Source organism: Neochlamydia sp. AcF84, assembly GCF_011087585.1.
GTDB lineage: Bacteria > Chlamydiota > Chlamydiia > Chlamydiales > Parachlamydiaceae > Neochlamydia.
In genome coordinates, this window is the sequence record NZ_VJOT01000022.1 from 1 (window position 1) to 14,712 (window position 14,712).

The 14,712-nt window shown below is 35.7% G+C and carries 11 protein-coding genes; 5 read left to right on the top strand and 6 right to left on the bottom strand.

Annotated elements, in window-relative coordinates; genetic code table 11:
- Positions 1–526: 526 nt before the first annotated feature.
- Positions 527–931 carry a helix-turn-helix transcriptional regulator gene (locus NEOC84_RS02070; RefSeq protein ID WP_166154829.1) on the bottom strand — a complete coding sequence of 135 codons (405 nt, stop codon included), beginning with the start codon at positions 929–931 and terminating at the stop codon, positions 527–529.
- 5 nt (positions 932–936) lie between these two features.
- Complete coding sequence (locus NEOC84_RS02075) at positions 937–1,263, bottom strand: type II toxin-antitoxin system RelE/ParE family toxin (RefSeq protein ID WP_207391766.1); 327 nt, start codon at positions 1,261–1,263, stop codon at positions 937–939.
- A 383-nt stretch (positions 1,264–1,646) separates the two neighbouring features.
- On the opposite strand from NEOC84_RS02075, the gene NEOC84_RS02080 reads away from it, so the two are divergent.
- Positions 1,647–1,907 carry a hypothetical protein gene (locus tag NEOC84_RS02080; RefSeq protein ID WP_166154833.1) on the top strand — a complete coding sequence of 87 codons (261 nt, stop codon included), beginning with the start codon at positions 1,647–1,649 and terminating at the stop codon, positions 1,905–1,907.
- A gap of 65 nt (positions 1,908–1,972) precedes the next feature.
- On the opposite strand, the gene NEOC84_RS02085 is transcribed toward NEOC84_RS02080, so the two are convergent.
- The gene (locus tag NEOC84_RS02085; protein WP_166154835.1) at positions 1,973–3,301 is read right to left on the bottom strand and encodes a hypothetical protein; all 1,329 of its coding nucleotides are present in this window, start codon (positions 3,299–3,301) and stop codon (positions 1,973–1,975) included.
- Between the two features lie 765 nt (positions 3,302–4,066).
- Positions 4,067–4,321: a transposase gene (locus NEOC84_RS02095; RefSeq protein ID WP_166154837.1), complete on the bottom strand. Its 255-nt coding sequence runs from the start codon at positions 4,319–4,321 to the stop codon at positions 4,067–4,069.
- A gap of 278 nt (positions 4,322–4,599) precedes the next feature.
- Here NEOC84_RS02095 and NEOC84_RS02100 point away from each other — a divergent pair, with 278 nt between their 5' ends.
- A complete protein-coding gene (locus NEOC84_RS02100; protein ID WP_166154839.1) occupies positions 4,600–9,153 on the top strand; it encodes an NACHT domain-containing protein in 4,554 nt (1,517 codons plus the stop codon).
- A 313-nt stretch (positions 9,154–9,466) separates the two neighbouring features.
- Here NEOC84_RS02100 and NEOC84_RS10030 read toward each other — a convergent pair whose 3' ends face one another.
- A complete protein-coding gene (locus NEOC84_RS10030; protein ID WP_278248292.1) occupies positions 9,467–9,595 on the bottom strand; it encodes a hypothetical protein in 129 nt (42 codons plus the stop codon).
- Between the two features lie 262 nt (positions 9,596–9,857).
- On the opposite strand from NEOC84_RS10030, the gene NEOC84_RS02105 reads away from it, so the two are divergent.
- Together NEOC84_RS02105 and NEOC84_RS02110 are read left to right on the top strand one after the other, a co-directional pair.
- Positions 9,858–10,202 (top strand): hypothetical protein, encoded by a 345-nt coding sequence (locus NEOC84_RS02105; RefSeq protein ID WP_166154841.1) that lies wholly within the window; start codon positions 9,858–9,860, stop codon positions 10,200–10,202.
- 817 nt (positions 10,203–11,019) lie between these two features.
- Positions 11,020–11,814 carry a hypothetical protein gene (locus NEOC84_RS02110; RefSeq protein WP_207391767.1) on the top strand — a complete coding sequence of 265 codons (795 nt, stop codon included), beginning with the start codon at positions 11,020–11,022 and terminating at the stop codon, positions 11,812–11,814.
- A gap of 463 nt (positions 11,815–12,277) precedes the next feature.
- Here NEOC84_RS02110 and NEOC84_RS02115 read toward each other — a convergent pair whose 3' ends face one another.
- Positions 12,278–12,919: a YtxH domain-containing protein gene (locus tag NEOC84_RS02115; RefSeq protein WP_166154845.1), complete on the bottom strand. Its 642-nt coding sequence runs from the start codon at positions 12,917–12,919 to the stop codon at positions 12,278–12,280.
- Between the two features lie 743 nt (positions 12,920–13,662).
- Here NEOC84_RS02115 and NEOC84_RS02120 point away from each other — a divergent pair.
- Positions 13,663–14,634: an ISAs1 family transposase gene (locus tag NEOC84_RS02120; RefSeq protein WP_166154847.1), complete on the top strand. Its 972-nt coding sequence runs from the start codon at positions 13,663–13,665 to the stop codon at positions 14,632–14,634.
- The last annotated feature ends 78 nt before the right edge of the window (positions 14,635–14,712 follow it).

Consider the following 14,712-nt stretch of genomic DNA (forward strand, 5'->3'; position numbering starts at 1 on the left):
TGCTAAAGCGGAATTTAAAAAGCAGGTCTTGTTGATTGTTTAGTTTATTTGGTTTCATAGTAAACTTTGCAAGAAATTAAGAGCTTTGTAATGATTTACGTGTAAAGAAAATATAGCATTTTTTGATAAAGAACTCTCCTAAAATATTATCTCAGGGCAAAAATACTTTAAATCATGTTGAACTATTTTAATAAACATCTAGGAGGCATTTTCAAAGCTATATTGTCATGAAACTATCACAATTATAGAGGCGGAGAAATTGGAGACCCATAAAAAAACTTTGTCTGCAATTTCTAGAAGCCGCAGGGCTGCAGGGCTTGGAACACGATTTCTAGATTACCAATGATAGAGTTGGTTAAGTTGTTCGCCAATGGAATTTAATTGCTCTGGGTCCATTGTTCCCTCCTTGATTAATAAACCTTACCTACATTAATATCAGAAAGACACTTAGCGAGTTAGTAATAAAGCCCTCCGAATAAGCCGTTTCTATTACAGCTCATTCTATAACTTTTAAAAACATGATTCATTAAGAAGATTTTGCAGCCATAGGACTATTAGGCAAAATTCCTGAATATTCTTTATAGCCAAAAACATTGACTCGTGCATTCTTTCTATTCTGAGGCTTTGGTTTCACAACAATATCAATATCTTGCCCGAGTAAATTTAAGAAATGTATTAAGCGTTCTATGGAAAAACCTGCCAGCTTTCGATGCAACAATGCAGATACTTTGGGTTGATTGATTTGCATAATTTTTGCAGCTTTCTGCTGGGTAAGCTTTCTTTTTTTTATGATATTGTCAATTTCCCATGCCAATTCGGCTTTAGTAAGCTTTTCTTCTGCGTTAGCAACTCCAATATCTGCAAAAATATTGTTACTACTAATTTCGAACTCACTTCCTTCTATCTCTTGTTGTTGTTTTTTAATAACCATGTTAATTAACCCCTTAATTTAAGCGTGTCAAGCCATTCTTTGGATTTTTGAAGGGCAGTTTTCAATCTTTGCTCAACTAGATCGATCTCTTGCTTTGAAGTTTTGATGCCCGTCTTTGATTTTTTTTGAAAAGCATGAAGAATAATAACAGCTTTTTCCATTTGAACCGTATACGCTGTTCGATAGGTACCTCGGGCATCACTTTGGACGATTTCAACCACGGAACCACTTCCAAATCCCTTAAGAGGTTTAGCGTCTCTATGTTTTTCACCTTTTTGAGCAAGGTATAAAGCGTGACCCATCTCGTTCCTAACTCCATCAGGAAATTCCATAAAGTCTTTTTTGCTAGATCCCATCCAGATAATCAGTTTTTTTGATCCACTATCCCTCTACATGTATATTATCCCAAAACTGGGATAATTCCTCCAGAGGAATCTAATAGCCAATCATAAAAAATATTTATATTTTCTCTATAATCAGCATAGTATTTAGTATAAATTTTTTTTTATCTCTTATCCACTGGAGGATGAACTTCCTCTTTTCTTTACTTGCTAACTCTATAATCCATACTTATAGGATTCTTTTTTACATACCAGAAATCCTTCTGTTGTTTTAGGTCCATAACGTCGTGCACTATGCATTCGGCACGCAATAAGTAGGAATTAGTAAAAGTTGGGTATTTTGAGAAGCTGCTAGGCGTGTCAAATGCCTTAATTTGGTTTATGGAAAATTAGAGGTAGAAATAGTAGATAAAGACATTAGAGCAAAAAATGAGCAAGATGGAAGGTTTATTGTAAAAGCATCGAGGCTAGCTTATAAGGTGCTTATTAATTACTATATTCATCTAGGGCAATTAGAAAAGGCTCAACATATCCTTAAGAAATTTACTGAGGAAATGTTGAGGGGACCTTTTGATGATTCAGCTCAATATCTATTCGAATGCGCTATTGAAGCTATGAGCGAGCTTAGCGAATAAAATTTTGAACAAAACTTACTTTAAAGCTTTTAATTTAAAGGTTATTAATTTTTTTGTAACTCATTTTAATCGTAGATTTTTACTTTTTTTTGCTTCAATTTTGGTTCGATAGTGGGCAAGGTTTCATCTTGGGTCTTTATCTCTTCTTTTTTTAATTTGGACTTAAGATATCTTAGTATTTCATCTTGAGCTTCTAACTCCTGAATCTTAGCTTTATGAGCCTCTATTTCCCACTCCAACCCTAGTAAATTTATAGGGGTTGCTAAGTCTTCTGGCTTTTCTTTTCCTCCCACACTTTCAAGGTGTTTTCTCTTTTTTCCTGATTTTAACTGTTTATGCTTTGCTTCTGCCTCTTGACAAGCTTTTCTCTCAGCTTGTAGCTCTTCTTTATTCTTCTCTTCACTATCTTTTAATCGTTCTGTTAGTAAGCAACTGCAAAGCTCAGAGAGTTCCTGAAATTTAATTTCTAAAATATTTTCTAGCTGCTCTAATACTTGTAAAGCATAACGCTTGATTTTCCAATTTATCTTAATACTAGAGCCTTTTTCTGCAGCACCAGCAAAATAATTTAAACCTGGCCTGTCTTTATCTGCACTTTCAATCAGTGGGACAATGTATTCCTGATGGGGGCTATTTCGAATGGCTTGGGATAGAGCTTCTATAAAAGATAGGGTAACTTTGGTGTTATCCTTGTGAGAATGATATATTTGATAAAGCTCCTCAATATTATTCAAAGTCCTGGCTTCTATTCCTAATAAATGAATCAATTGCACTACTCTTATCCAACTTTTTGGTGTTTCTCTGTATAAATCATTTACCAATTCGCCACCTTGCACTGCAACTCCAATAGGATTCATTTCAGCTGCTTTGGCTGCTATTTTTACAACTTTATTTCCGTAACGCCTCATACCAAACTCAATGCTTTGTTTAGTAATTTCTCTACAACATATTAAAGCAAAATGCGTCTGAACTTGGGCTTGAAGATCATTTTTACAGGGAAGAGTTTTTAGCACTTTGTTGCAAATGCTAATTATTCGCTCTAAAGTTTCTAAATAGATAGTTCTTTTAACTTTGACTGTTTTGTGAAAGGAAAAGGTTATAAATAGATTACATATTTTGCTAAGAGATAGTTTTAAATCATCTTCAAATTGGATAGTATCTAAAGCAAGGACCTCAAATAATACTATAGCAGTAGGAAGAAATACATTATTCGAAAATTTTTCATTGGTGCCTAATTCATTTTGAATAATCTTAACAGCAGCTTCGTAAAGCTTTTCACAGCTTTCTTTCCCCTTGATAATATCAAAGTTTTTAATATGTCCTCGCAGCTCGATTGCTTTCACAGGTAGTTCAATTGCTTGCATGATTGGACTAGATAAGTTAGATGTACTCATTCTTTTTTTCCTTTTAAGTTTGTGTTAGCCCAAATTAGGCGCGCCTTGAAAGTAAGAAATATTTTCATTTTTTTCAAGTCTAAAAATGATTGCCTGCCCATCCTAATTCCCACATTCTGCAAGTTAATTTCCCTTGTCATTCATTTTTGTCAAAGGGGCCTATAAAACCAGTAAAACATGCCTCATGTTAGGGTTTAAATTAAGGATTAATTCTTTTTTATGCTTTTATGTAAAGAGTCTAGGGTAAAATCCAATTCCTTAATTAACATTAACTTGACGCTTCTCCTGTGATTATAATCGTTGAGGTATCTGAAGAAGCCAGCTGAAGTATCATAATCCATTGTATAATTTTGTTCCCCCTTGCAGCAACAATTTTTAAGGTGATTAAAGCCTGTACTACTATACTTTTCCATCGGGTATGTTATCTCACTTTTTTACTTTAAAAAGAACAAGATCAGTCTTTTCTAGGGGAACTTAAGGCAATTTTCAGTTTCAATGATGGTAGTGGGGAGTCGCTACAACCTGCGGAATGTGGAATAAAATAGCGCTTTTAGCCCATCTCTGTCGCTACAAGCTGCGCTACTTACTACAACTGCTAGGAACAGTCCTAAGTGATCAACCACTATGTGTCTTTTCCTATCTTTAACTTTCTTGCCGCTGTCGTATGCAGAGCCCTTTTTTTCAGTTGTTTTGATACTTTGGCCTATCGACTATAGCAGCACTTAAGTTTTGCTAACTTGCCTAAGCTTTGGCGAAGCGATCGCCTTAAATAAGTACTATTTGTTCGAATAAATTACTCTGTTTCCATCTTAAAAATTGAAAATAGACTGATTTCCAAGGAGGAAGATCATGAGGAAGATCTGTCCATTGACAGCCTGTCCTTAAGACATAAAAGATAGCATTAAGCATCTCTCGTCTAGAGTGTATAGGTGGCTTGCCAGCTTTTTTCTTGCATAATATAGGTTCAAGCACCTGCCATTCTTGATTATTTAAATCGCTAGGATAAGGTTTTTTTATCATATTAGGCTCTTGGTTAAGCAGCCTATAAAATCCTTTGATTATGCGCTAAGTGAATTTAACTAATGGCTATTAGAGATTTTCTCTCGAAGAAGAAAAAACGTTGCAATTTTTTTCTTACCAAAATATAAGTAAAATTTTTCATTTGATTAAGACAAAAACGACTCACAAAAAAGTTTCAAAATATTTTATGTGCAAGCTGACGTCGTTATAGCTGTAAAAATGAAAAAAATATTTTTTATCAGTATTTTATCTATTTTTTTACAAAGGAAAATAATAGTGTGGAGCCTCCTACGACTCACTCTCCCTTTCGCCCCCCCCTCGGACAGCAAGAAAAAATAACTGTTAAAAAGCTTTTAGAGTCAGAGGGAGGACTTATGCCAGCAGAAAATGTTAGGCGTTTGGCTGACTGCGTAGAAGTTGTATGCAGAATTTACCATTTCCATCCAGCCCGGAGAGGAACAGGTTTTCTTATCGGACCAGGCCTTCTACTTACTAATAATCATGTCCTTAGAAACAAACAAGATGCTCGAGAGGCACGTGCAGATTTTTTTTATGAAGAGGGTAGAAAGGATGTCGTAGAAGTTAAATTTAATCCTGATGAAGAGCAAGGTGGATGGTTTTATACAAGCCCTGAGCCTGAAAAGGATTCGCCTTTTGAAATCGGTAAACTTGATTTTACTATCGTAGCTCTTAAAGCTCATCCCAAGCTAGATAGGATTTATCAATTGGGATTATCTATGTTTTCACAGTCTTTCCCTAAGGTAAACGGTCCTGCTAATATCATTCAACATCCTCTCATTCAAGAACCAGGAAAGGACGGAACATCATACAAAAAATGGGCTTTTCGTGGTAATCGAATACTAAAAATAAAAAAGCATAAATTCGTTGTTCGTTATGAAACTACTACAATGCCAGGTTCATCGGGAGCTCCTGTATTAGATGATAAAGGAGACGTCTTTGCTATTCATCACGCTAAATATTTGGGCAACGATGACGAAGTGCTATATAATGAGGCGATACTAATTCAAGCCATTGTAGAAGAATTAAAGCAGAAAAACCTCATAGAGAAAGTTAAGAGTTGGATTTGTCCGTGTCCTCTCGATGTACAAAATTTCACTGATTCTCTTCGAAGTTTTTACCTTTCTCAAGAAACTATTTATATTTTAAAGATTAAAGCAGAGCAAGAGTGGAAATTTGAAGTTCCTTTGGAAGAAGTGTATGTGCGTTTAGGGATCATTGAGAGCAAAGAAAGAATAGAACGCGACCAAGCACTTGATAAACATTCCGATCACATACAAGATGATCGCATCCCAACTTCTGAAAGCATCTATGAACCTAAAAAGAATATTGAAATTGAAAAGCTTTTCGAACATGCAAGCCTTGAAAAAAAAGATGCTAAAAGAATTTACATCCAAGGCGCAGCAGGAATTGGTAAGAGCACCTTATGCCACTACATTGCTTATCGATGGGCAAAAGAGGAACTTTGGAAAAATGTCTTTTCCTACCTTTTTTGGATTCCTTTAAGAAATCTTACTTTAAAGAAATATCCTGATAATAAGGAGTACACTCCCGCTGATCTAATTGCTAGAGAATATGCAGGCAAAATTGATTCAAGGATCATTGATTCAGGGATAATTGAGGCTTGTATAAACGATGCCACTTTCCGAGAAAAAACCCTGCTTGTATTAGATGGTTATGATGAGTTATCAGCAGAAGCTCAAGGAAACAACAGCCTTGCTAAAGCCTTTAACGAGCTAAAAAAAATATTTCCCCATATTATAATTACCTCAAGACCTGGACGCTGCTCTTTTAACCGTTCTTGTGAGCTAGAGCTTCTAGGCTTTGATAAAGAAGGGGTCGAACGTTATATCGATAGATTTTTCAAACAAGTTCAAGCAGAAGAAAAAAAGCAAAAACTTTACCATCGATTACAAACCTCTCCTCAAGTTGCAAGCCTTGCGCAAATTCCCATTAACTTGACTCTTCTTTGTTGCCTCTTTAATGAAGACCCTGAGGTTTTTGATTCTACTCAGCCTATTACGATGACGGCTATTTATGAACGGATTGTTAACTGGATGTATAAATGGTTTCTATTAAGAAGAATTGGCCAAGTTCACTCTCCTCAAACCATGGAAAAAATTCTTACAGAAAAAAATCTTCGCCGTAATAAAGAAGTAGCAAAAATTGCCACAGTGTTGGAAGAAATGGCTAATTTTGCTATGGAAAACAATACTCTTTATTTAAATAAGGAAGAGATTGAGGATATCCTTGGACGCAACGCCATTACAAGAGACGACGTCGTCACATCCAATGAGCTTACAGATTGTGGACTTCTTCGCATTCCTGAAGAAAAAGGGTATTTTATTCACTTAACCTTTCAAGAATTTCTAACCGCTTCGAAAATTGCTAATAAATACCTGCGAGGAGAAAATTGGCAAGAATGCCAAGATTTTGTGCGTAATTATAAGTTTGAGCCCCGTTATAGCCTAGTTTTACGCATGATTGCTGGATATCTTTCCTTGTCTACTTCACGTAATCGCCGTTATTTAAATTCAAACCCGCTACAATCCTTTTTTAATGACCTTTTTGCTGAGCCACACGACCTAGCTGTCAGGAGCGAACTATACTTGATTGCGGGGTGCTTTGAAGAGTGCCAAAATCCTAATCTGGTGAGGCAGTACGAGGGCTTCATTGAGCTTGTAAAAGACTATATGATAGATTTTTCCTCGTTAGGTTTAAGCTTTGAGGGGTTGCTTAGAAATAAAAACCTCCTTAATCATCCTAAGGTAGTGCATACTATCGAACGGCTATTATCCGATCCACAGACCGTGCAAAATTTACTAGAGAACTTAGAAAATCTCATAAGAACAAGGCAAAGGCTATCTCTAGCAATAGTAAGATCTGTCGTACTAGCTTCTAAGAATCCAGCTAACCCTTCTGATGCTAAAATTTATGCTATTAGTGTTATAAGAGCAGTGGTACAGCAAGGAGACGAGCTTTTCGAAGAAGCAATAGCGGCTCTTACCCAAATTCTTAAAGAAGATGATTATGATGCTAAAATTTCTGCTCTCGATGCACTAGAAGAAGCGGCACAGCAAGAGGGTGAGCTTCCTGAAGAAGCGCTAAATGCTCTCATCCAAATTCTCGATGAGGGCGATTCTATAGCCACACTTGCTGCTGTCAATGCTTTAAGAGCAGTGGCAGAGCAAGGAGGCAAGCTTCCTAAAGAGGCGCTAGATGCACTCATCCACATTCTCGAAGAGGGGGATAAGGGCGGTTCTATGGTCACAGTTGCTGCTGTTGATGCTTTAGAAGCAGTGGCAGGGCAAGGGGGCGAGTTTGCTGAGAAGGCACTAGTTGCTCTAATCCAACTTCTCGATGAGGGTGATTTTGATGACAAAGAATATGCTTTCTACGCCATAAAAGCAGTGGCAGAGCAGAGAGGTAAGCTTCCTAAAAAAGCGCTAGATGATCTCCTTCAAATTCTCAAGAATGGGGATCCTGATGCTCAAAAGCATGCTGTTGATACTTTAAGAGTAGTGGTAGAGCAGAGAGGTGAGCTTTCTGAAGAAACGCTAGATGCACTCATCCACATTCTCGAAGAGGGGGATAAGGGCGATTCTATAACCATAGTTGCTGCTGCCAAAGCTTTAAGAGCAGTGGTACAGCAGGGACGCAATCTTCCTAAGGAAGCGCTAAATGCAATCACCCACATTCTCGAAGAGGGGGATAAGGGCGATTCTATGGCCACAGTTGCTGATGTTGATGCCTTAGAAGCAGTGGTAGAGCAGAGAGGTAAGCTTCCTAAAAAAGCGCTAGATGATCTCCTTCAAATTCTCAAGGATAGGGATCCTATAGCCACACTTGCTGCTGCCGAAGCTTTAAGAGCAGTGGCACAGCAGGGAGGCAATCTTCCTAAGAAAGTGGTAGATGCCCTCTTCCAAATTTTTAAGAAGGGTAATTCTGATGTCAGAATGGTTGCAGGTGTCACTTTAAGTTTACTGGCAGAGCAAGAAGGCGAGATTACTCGGCAAGCACTGCCTGTTTTTATCCAAATTCTTAGAGAAGGCGATTATATTGACCAATTTCTTACTGTCGAGATTATACCAAAGATGATACAGCAAGGAGATGAGCTTTCCAAAAAAGCAGCGTTACGTGCTCTTATCCAAATTCTTAAGAATGGTGATATTGATGCTAAAATTTTTACCGCGTATACTTTAGAAAAATTGGTAGAACAAGGAGGCAAGCTTCCTGAGGAAGCACTAGATGCTCTCATCCAAATTCTTAATGAGGGGGATCTTAATGTTACACGTTCTGCTGCAGATGCTCTAAAAAAATTGACGGGACAAGGATGTAAATTTCCTAAAGAAACAATAACTGCTCTTATTCAAATCCTTCAAGGGGGTGATTCTAATGCAACAATTTTTGCTGGCGATATTTTAGGAAAAGTGGCAGAGCAAGGAGGTAAGCTTTCTAAAGAGGCATTAGCTGCTCTTATCCAAATTTCTAAGGAAGGCGGCGATACTGATGCTAAAATTTTTGCTGTAGATGTGCTAAAGAAAGTCGATAAAAACGTTTTATTAGAAATGGAGGACATCCAAGCATTTCCTTTAATTGCTGAGATTTGTTTCTTTAATGCAGACAGCTTTTCAGTCAAAGACCAGCAGCTTCAAATTTCTGACAAAGCAAAAACTTATTTCCGCAACCACAAATTAAAGCTCACCTACGAGAAAATAAGAAAAAAACTACCCAGGGGGCTTGCTAAATGGCGAAAACGATTAGATAATCTTAGTCGAAATGGGAGCTCCCAAGGACATACCGATCAAACCTAATGTAAAAAAGACTGCTGCTATTAATCTTAAATCGTGGGCATGAAAGGGAAAGCATTTTGGGCTGATATTAGAAAGATAAAATCGAGATTTTCTGAAATTTATGCAACATAACATATATTATCAGACGTTACATTAATGAAAATTTCCTTATAATGAAAGGCCTTTTTTCTTTTCGTTAATACGCCAGAGTAATAGAAATGATGCTTAAAGCTATTATAAATAAAAAATAAGAGCATCCCTATTAAAATAATCTAAGCAAATTTGCCCTTTTATTTGCCCTAGATTATCGACATGAAAAGTCAATTGTAGCGTCTTAATTTTCTTTTTTTATGACTTCGGCTAACTGTTGCATAGTTTCCTCTTGGGCCGGATCAATTTGGCTAGTAATGCTGTTTAAATAGCTAGTAGCCCATAAAGCAACATATCTTCTTTTATGTTCCAAAGTCTCATAAATTTCCTGTATTCTTGTCTGATATGCTGAGTCGGGTTAATGTTTTCTAAACAAATGCTTTTTAAAGTGATACGCATCAGGCTCTATTACTAACTCATCTAAAATTGTTGCTTGTACAATTTAACTGACTCAAAGGTGGTATGATATTTAAAGAACAAGCAGCAATGATACTTATTGCATTTAAAGTAGGTTTAAATTATGTCTAATTGATGGTGCTTAATAATTAATTAATAAAAACAGTTAGAGGGCAAAAATGGGAGTTGACATATTAAAAGGAGAAGTTTTCTATAAAATTGTTGCTCCTTCTCTTGAAGAAGAGATGGTAAAACAAAAAGCCACCTCTTTAGGGATTTCAGAACTTAGAACTTTAGAGGAAAAAAATTTATTAACTAATAGCTTAGCCCGGGATATTCAGTCTAAAATCTCAGATTACCTTAATAAACAAGAAGTTCTTAGCAAAAATAAACATCTTAAACATTATAAAGCTTCTTCCCTTTACAAGTGGTCAGTGCTAGAACAAGCTGAGAAAGCAATGGAGACAATTTATCCTTATGCTTCTGATGAAAATTTGGCACTTTCTGAAAAATCTTCTAAGTAACTAGCAAATAAGCCCTTAGCAATTAATTACTTGCTCCTACTGTGCGGCATGGTAGCGAGGACTATATTGAGAGAAATGAAATAATATTCTTTCTATAAATTTATATAGGCCGTTTCCAGAATTAGTTATAAAAAAACTAAAGGCTACTTTGAGTTTTAATGATAATAAAAGGATAAGCAGTCCGAGATGCAAAAAATTTTAGATAAAAGAAATTATAAGCTGCCTACAAACTACATGTACCATTTTTGCCAGAAAACTTACAGTCTTTGCCTTGCTGATAAAGTTTTGATGCAGATATTGCACTCCTCTATCTTTTGATGAATATAGGCAGCTAACTTACATACAACTCACCTCTCATGATTAGATTTTTTAATGCACTCATTTAATCTTCACACGTTCTTTAAGCAGGATAATTTGTAGGGTAAAGAACAGTAGTCTGCGCCCTTCTTTCCAAATAATAAGGGAAGAAAAAAATGCTAGATTTGTCGCAATGCTTCTCCCCTCTTTTTTAGCATCCCATAATCTTTCTTTAATGGTTATAGCATTAAACTTCCAGCTAAGAATTTCTCTTTTATCTATTTATAAATTTAAGAAGAAGAATAGTATGTAGATTTCTTATGTTCTCCTCGTTTGTCTAAGCTCTTAACATCTACTTAAGTTTCTTCTTCACTTTTCAGTATGCAATTTCCAGGAATTAAGAGGATTACGAAGATTAAAATATTTATTTTCAAAGGCTTTTTGATGAGCATCTTTATAAAAATATTTTCTTTTAAATAAATTTCTCTTATGACAAGTTTAGGATATCTTTGGAGAGAACATGAGATCTTTCGCCCACACTATGCCATATTTTATAGGAGAAAGCAAAAAGCGCAATCCCCTACTTTTCTATCTAGCAATCCTTAATTTTGCTTTAGCAATTTTCTTGTTAAGCTTAATCCCCTTAGGTTCCCCAGTTGCATCTGAGACCATCCCTTGGATAAAGCCTATTAAGTTTGCTTTTTCTTTCGGACTTTATCTTTTGACGGTAGGATGGATTTTAGTATACTTGAAGATTTCTATAAAAATGCTTTCAGCTATAAGCCGGCTAACAGCCCTGCTTATATTTATGGAAATGCTTGTAATTGTTCTGCAGAGTATACAAGGAAAAATTTATCATTTTAGCATAGAGCAACCCTTAACACTTGCTATCTGTTATGGTATGTGCCTATACCTATTTTCTCATCTATTAATTGTAGCTAATACCCTTATTGCGAGTTATATTTTATATTTGTTTTTTCGCCCCACTACCCTTTGTTCCCCAGCTTATTTATGGGGGATTCGCTTAGGTTTAATGATATTTCTTTTAAGCTGTTTAGAAGGCGGTTTTATCGCTTTCCAGGATATGTATTTGAGGCAAGGGCAAGTACTAAGCGGATGGGGCTTACCCTTGGCAGATTATACTTCTCGAGGTTATCTAATATCCTCACATTTTTTTGGCCTTCATGCTCTGCAAGCTTTACCTATTATAGGCTATACACTAAGAAATAGATCATATAGCCAACAGCTAATATTTTCTACAGGAATTATCTATTTTATTATTTTTGGTTATCTTTTTGGAAAAGCCATTCATTAGATCTGTTGGGAGAAGCCGTAAAAATCTTTGCTCCAATGTCTTCTTTATAGTGCTTGCTTATTCTACTTTTTTGATTACACTTCCATAGAACTAGTCTAAAACCCTTATTAAATTATTTATTCGAAGTTTTCTTCTTATAATATTTTATTTAGAAAGGACTATATTTTTTTTCATCTCTGACTTATAGGTTAGTTAGAAGACACTTGTAAGTTACTCCTTATATAGTCACCTACTTTATAAAATCTCTCTTATTAAGCAGAGAGATATCTTTCCGAGAGATGGGTATACAGAGTAAGTTTTTTAAAGCGTAGAATTATTCGCTTAACTTTTAATAGGATGGTAGATCGTATGAATAGCATCTACAAGGGAGAATAACGCTTAAGATGATAAAATTTTAATTTTTAAAGGGAAGAAATTTTTGGCAGGCTTTTAGATCTAAAAGCCTGCCACTTAGAAAAGACACTTACTTTTTCATTCTTCTTCTAGCTTTTTTCTCAGCTTTAGCTGCTCTCTTTTCAGCTTTTTTCAAGTGCTTTTTTGCTCGATGAGATTCTTTCTTAGCATTTCTTGCGCCCTTATTCACTTTATCTTTGACTTTATCAGCAATTTTTCTGGTTTTATCACTGACTTTATCCTTGATATCTTCATATTTATCTTGGATCTTATCACCGATATCTTTAGCTTTATCTTTTATTTTTTCGACGGTGCCTTTATTTTTATCTTTAATATCTTCATATTTATCTTGAGCTTTATCACCAAAATCTTTGGATTTATCTCTTATTTTTTCGGCAGTGTCTCTAGTTTTATCTTTAATATCTTCATATTTATCTTGGGCTTTATCGCCAAAATCTTTGGATTTATCTCTTATTTTTTCGGCAGTGTCTCTAGTTTTATCTTTAATATCTTCGTATTTATCTTGGACTTTATCGCCAAAATCTTTGGATTTATCTCTTACGTTTTCCTTGATATTTTCATATTTATCTTGGATTTTATCTAGAGTATTATCTAGCTTTTCTCCTGGAGTAGCAGCACATAAGGCACTTGCTGATAGAGATGTCAAGCAAATAGCTCCTAAAATTGTAAGGGCAAAATTTAGTTTTTTCATAAAGACCTCCGTTAACAAGTTTAGTTCAAATTATACTAAGCAGTTAGAAGTTGCTGAATGGTAAAATTACCTTCATCAAAGATTCACCAATTTAACAAATTGATATAATTAAAGCTAGTCGCCAATCCAAATAAAATAATTGTTAATAATATTTCATGTAAGTTTTAATTTTAAAGTAATAGGTTTCACTTTTGACTCAATCAATCAGATTTCATCCTTTAATATTTAAACTTTCGTGATTTAACCCACATTCCGCTGGTTAATTTCCATTAACCTATAATTTCTGAAATGAGGCTTGAGTCAAAACATAAACTCCTACTCATTAAATAGTTAATCAATCCTCCTATAGTCATAATAGCTTTTAGATTATGATGGATTAATTAATTTATCATATTCCCTTATCTCAATTTCATTGCATAGTGTAAAAACAGTCCTACGGAGGTAAAGTCCTTGCTACAATACTTTTTCATCTTCCATGTTTTCGCTTTCTTTGCTTAGGGAGGAACACAAATAGGCTTTTCTAAAAAAACTGGGGGCCCACGTTCCCCTCTTTGAATTTAATTCCTTGATTGCTAACTCGTTAAAAAAATTAATTCTTTAATTTAAATTCTATTCCTTAATACTAAAAAATAATATCTTGGGATTGTTACAACCTGCGGAATGTGCAGGGAAATTGCATGAAGATTTAAGTTGACAAAGCAAGGGGTATAATTATCATTCTTTTCCTTAAAAAGGAGGAATGAATGAATACTCATAAACCCAATAGTTTTTTTGCTGTATTTAAGGATCTGGAAGATCCAAGGAAGCAAAGAAACCAAATCTATAGTTTGTTTGATATTGTTACAATTAGCATTTTGGCAGTTTTATGCGGTGCAGATGATTGGGCAACAATCCATTTATGGGCATCTTGCAATTTACCTTGGCTGCAAGAGCATGGAATCTGCTTAGCAGGTGTGCCATCGCATGATACTTTAGGAAGATTTTTTCGCTATGTATCTGCATCGAATTTTGAAAGATGTTTTGTACAATGGACCCAAAATATTGCTGGAGCCATTAAAGGAGTGATTGCTATAGATGGCAAAACATTAAGAGGTTCGTGTGATGCAGCTCGTGAAGGAAAAGCAATTCACATGGTTAGTGCCTTTGCAGCAGAGAATAAGCTAATACTTGGCCAGCTTGCTACGGACACAAAATCAAACGAAATAACTGCCATTCCCTTGTTATTGGATATGCTTGATATCAAAGGAGCTACAGTTACCATAGATGCAGCTGGATGTCAAAAACAGATAGCTAAACAGATTCGCCATCAAGGAGGCCATTACTTACTCGCACTGAAAGGTAATCAAGGGAATCTACATGCAGAAACCAAAAACTTTTTTGATCAAGCTATAAAGGTAAAACCTGAAGAAGCTAGCTGTGATTATTATTCAATTGAAGAAAAGAGTAGGGAGCGTTTTGAAAAGCGAGAAGTTTGGTGTACCCATGAATTAGATTGGCTGCCTCAAAGAGAAGAATGGGTGGACCTGAATGCTCTGGTTTGCATGAGAAGCACTAGGCGCATTAAAGATAAAACATCGGTAGAGGCTAGATACTATATTGCTAGTGAAAAAGCTAGCGCTGAAAAGCATGGGCTAGGCATACGTTCGCACTGGTCTATAGAGAGTGCGCCGCAGGCGCACAAAGAAGTTCAGGAAGAACTAAAACTTTGTGCTTAAGCTGTACAAATGATGGAGAAGGCCCTCCGAAGTCGGTTTTCAGGAACGGGCTTCAAACCACCTTAAGCTGCTGTTATT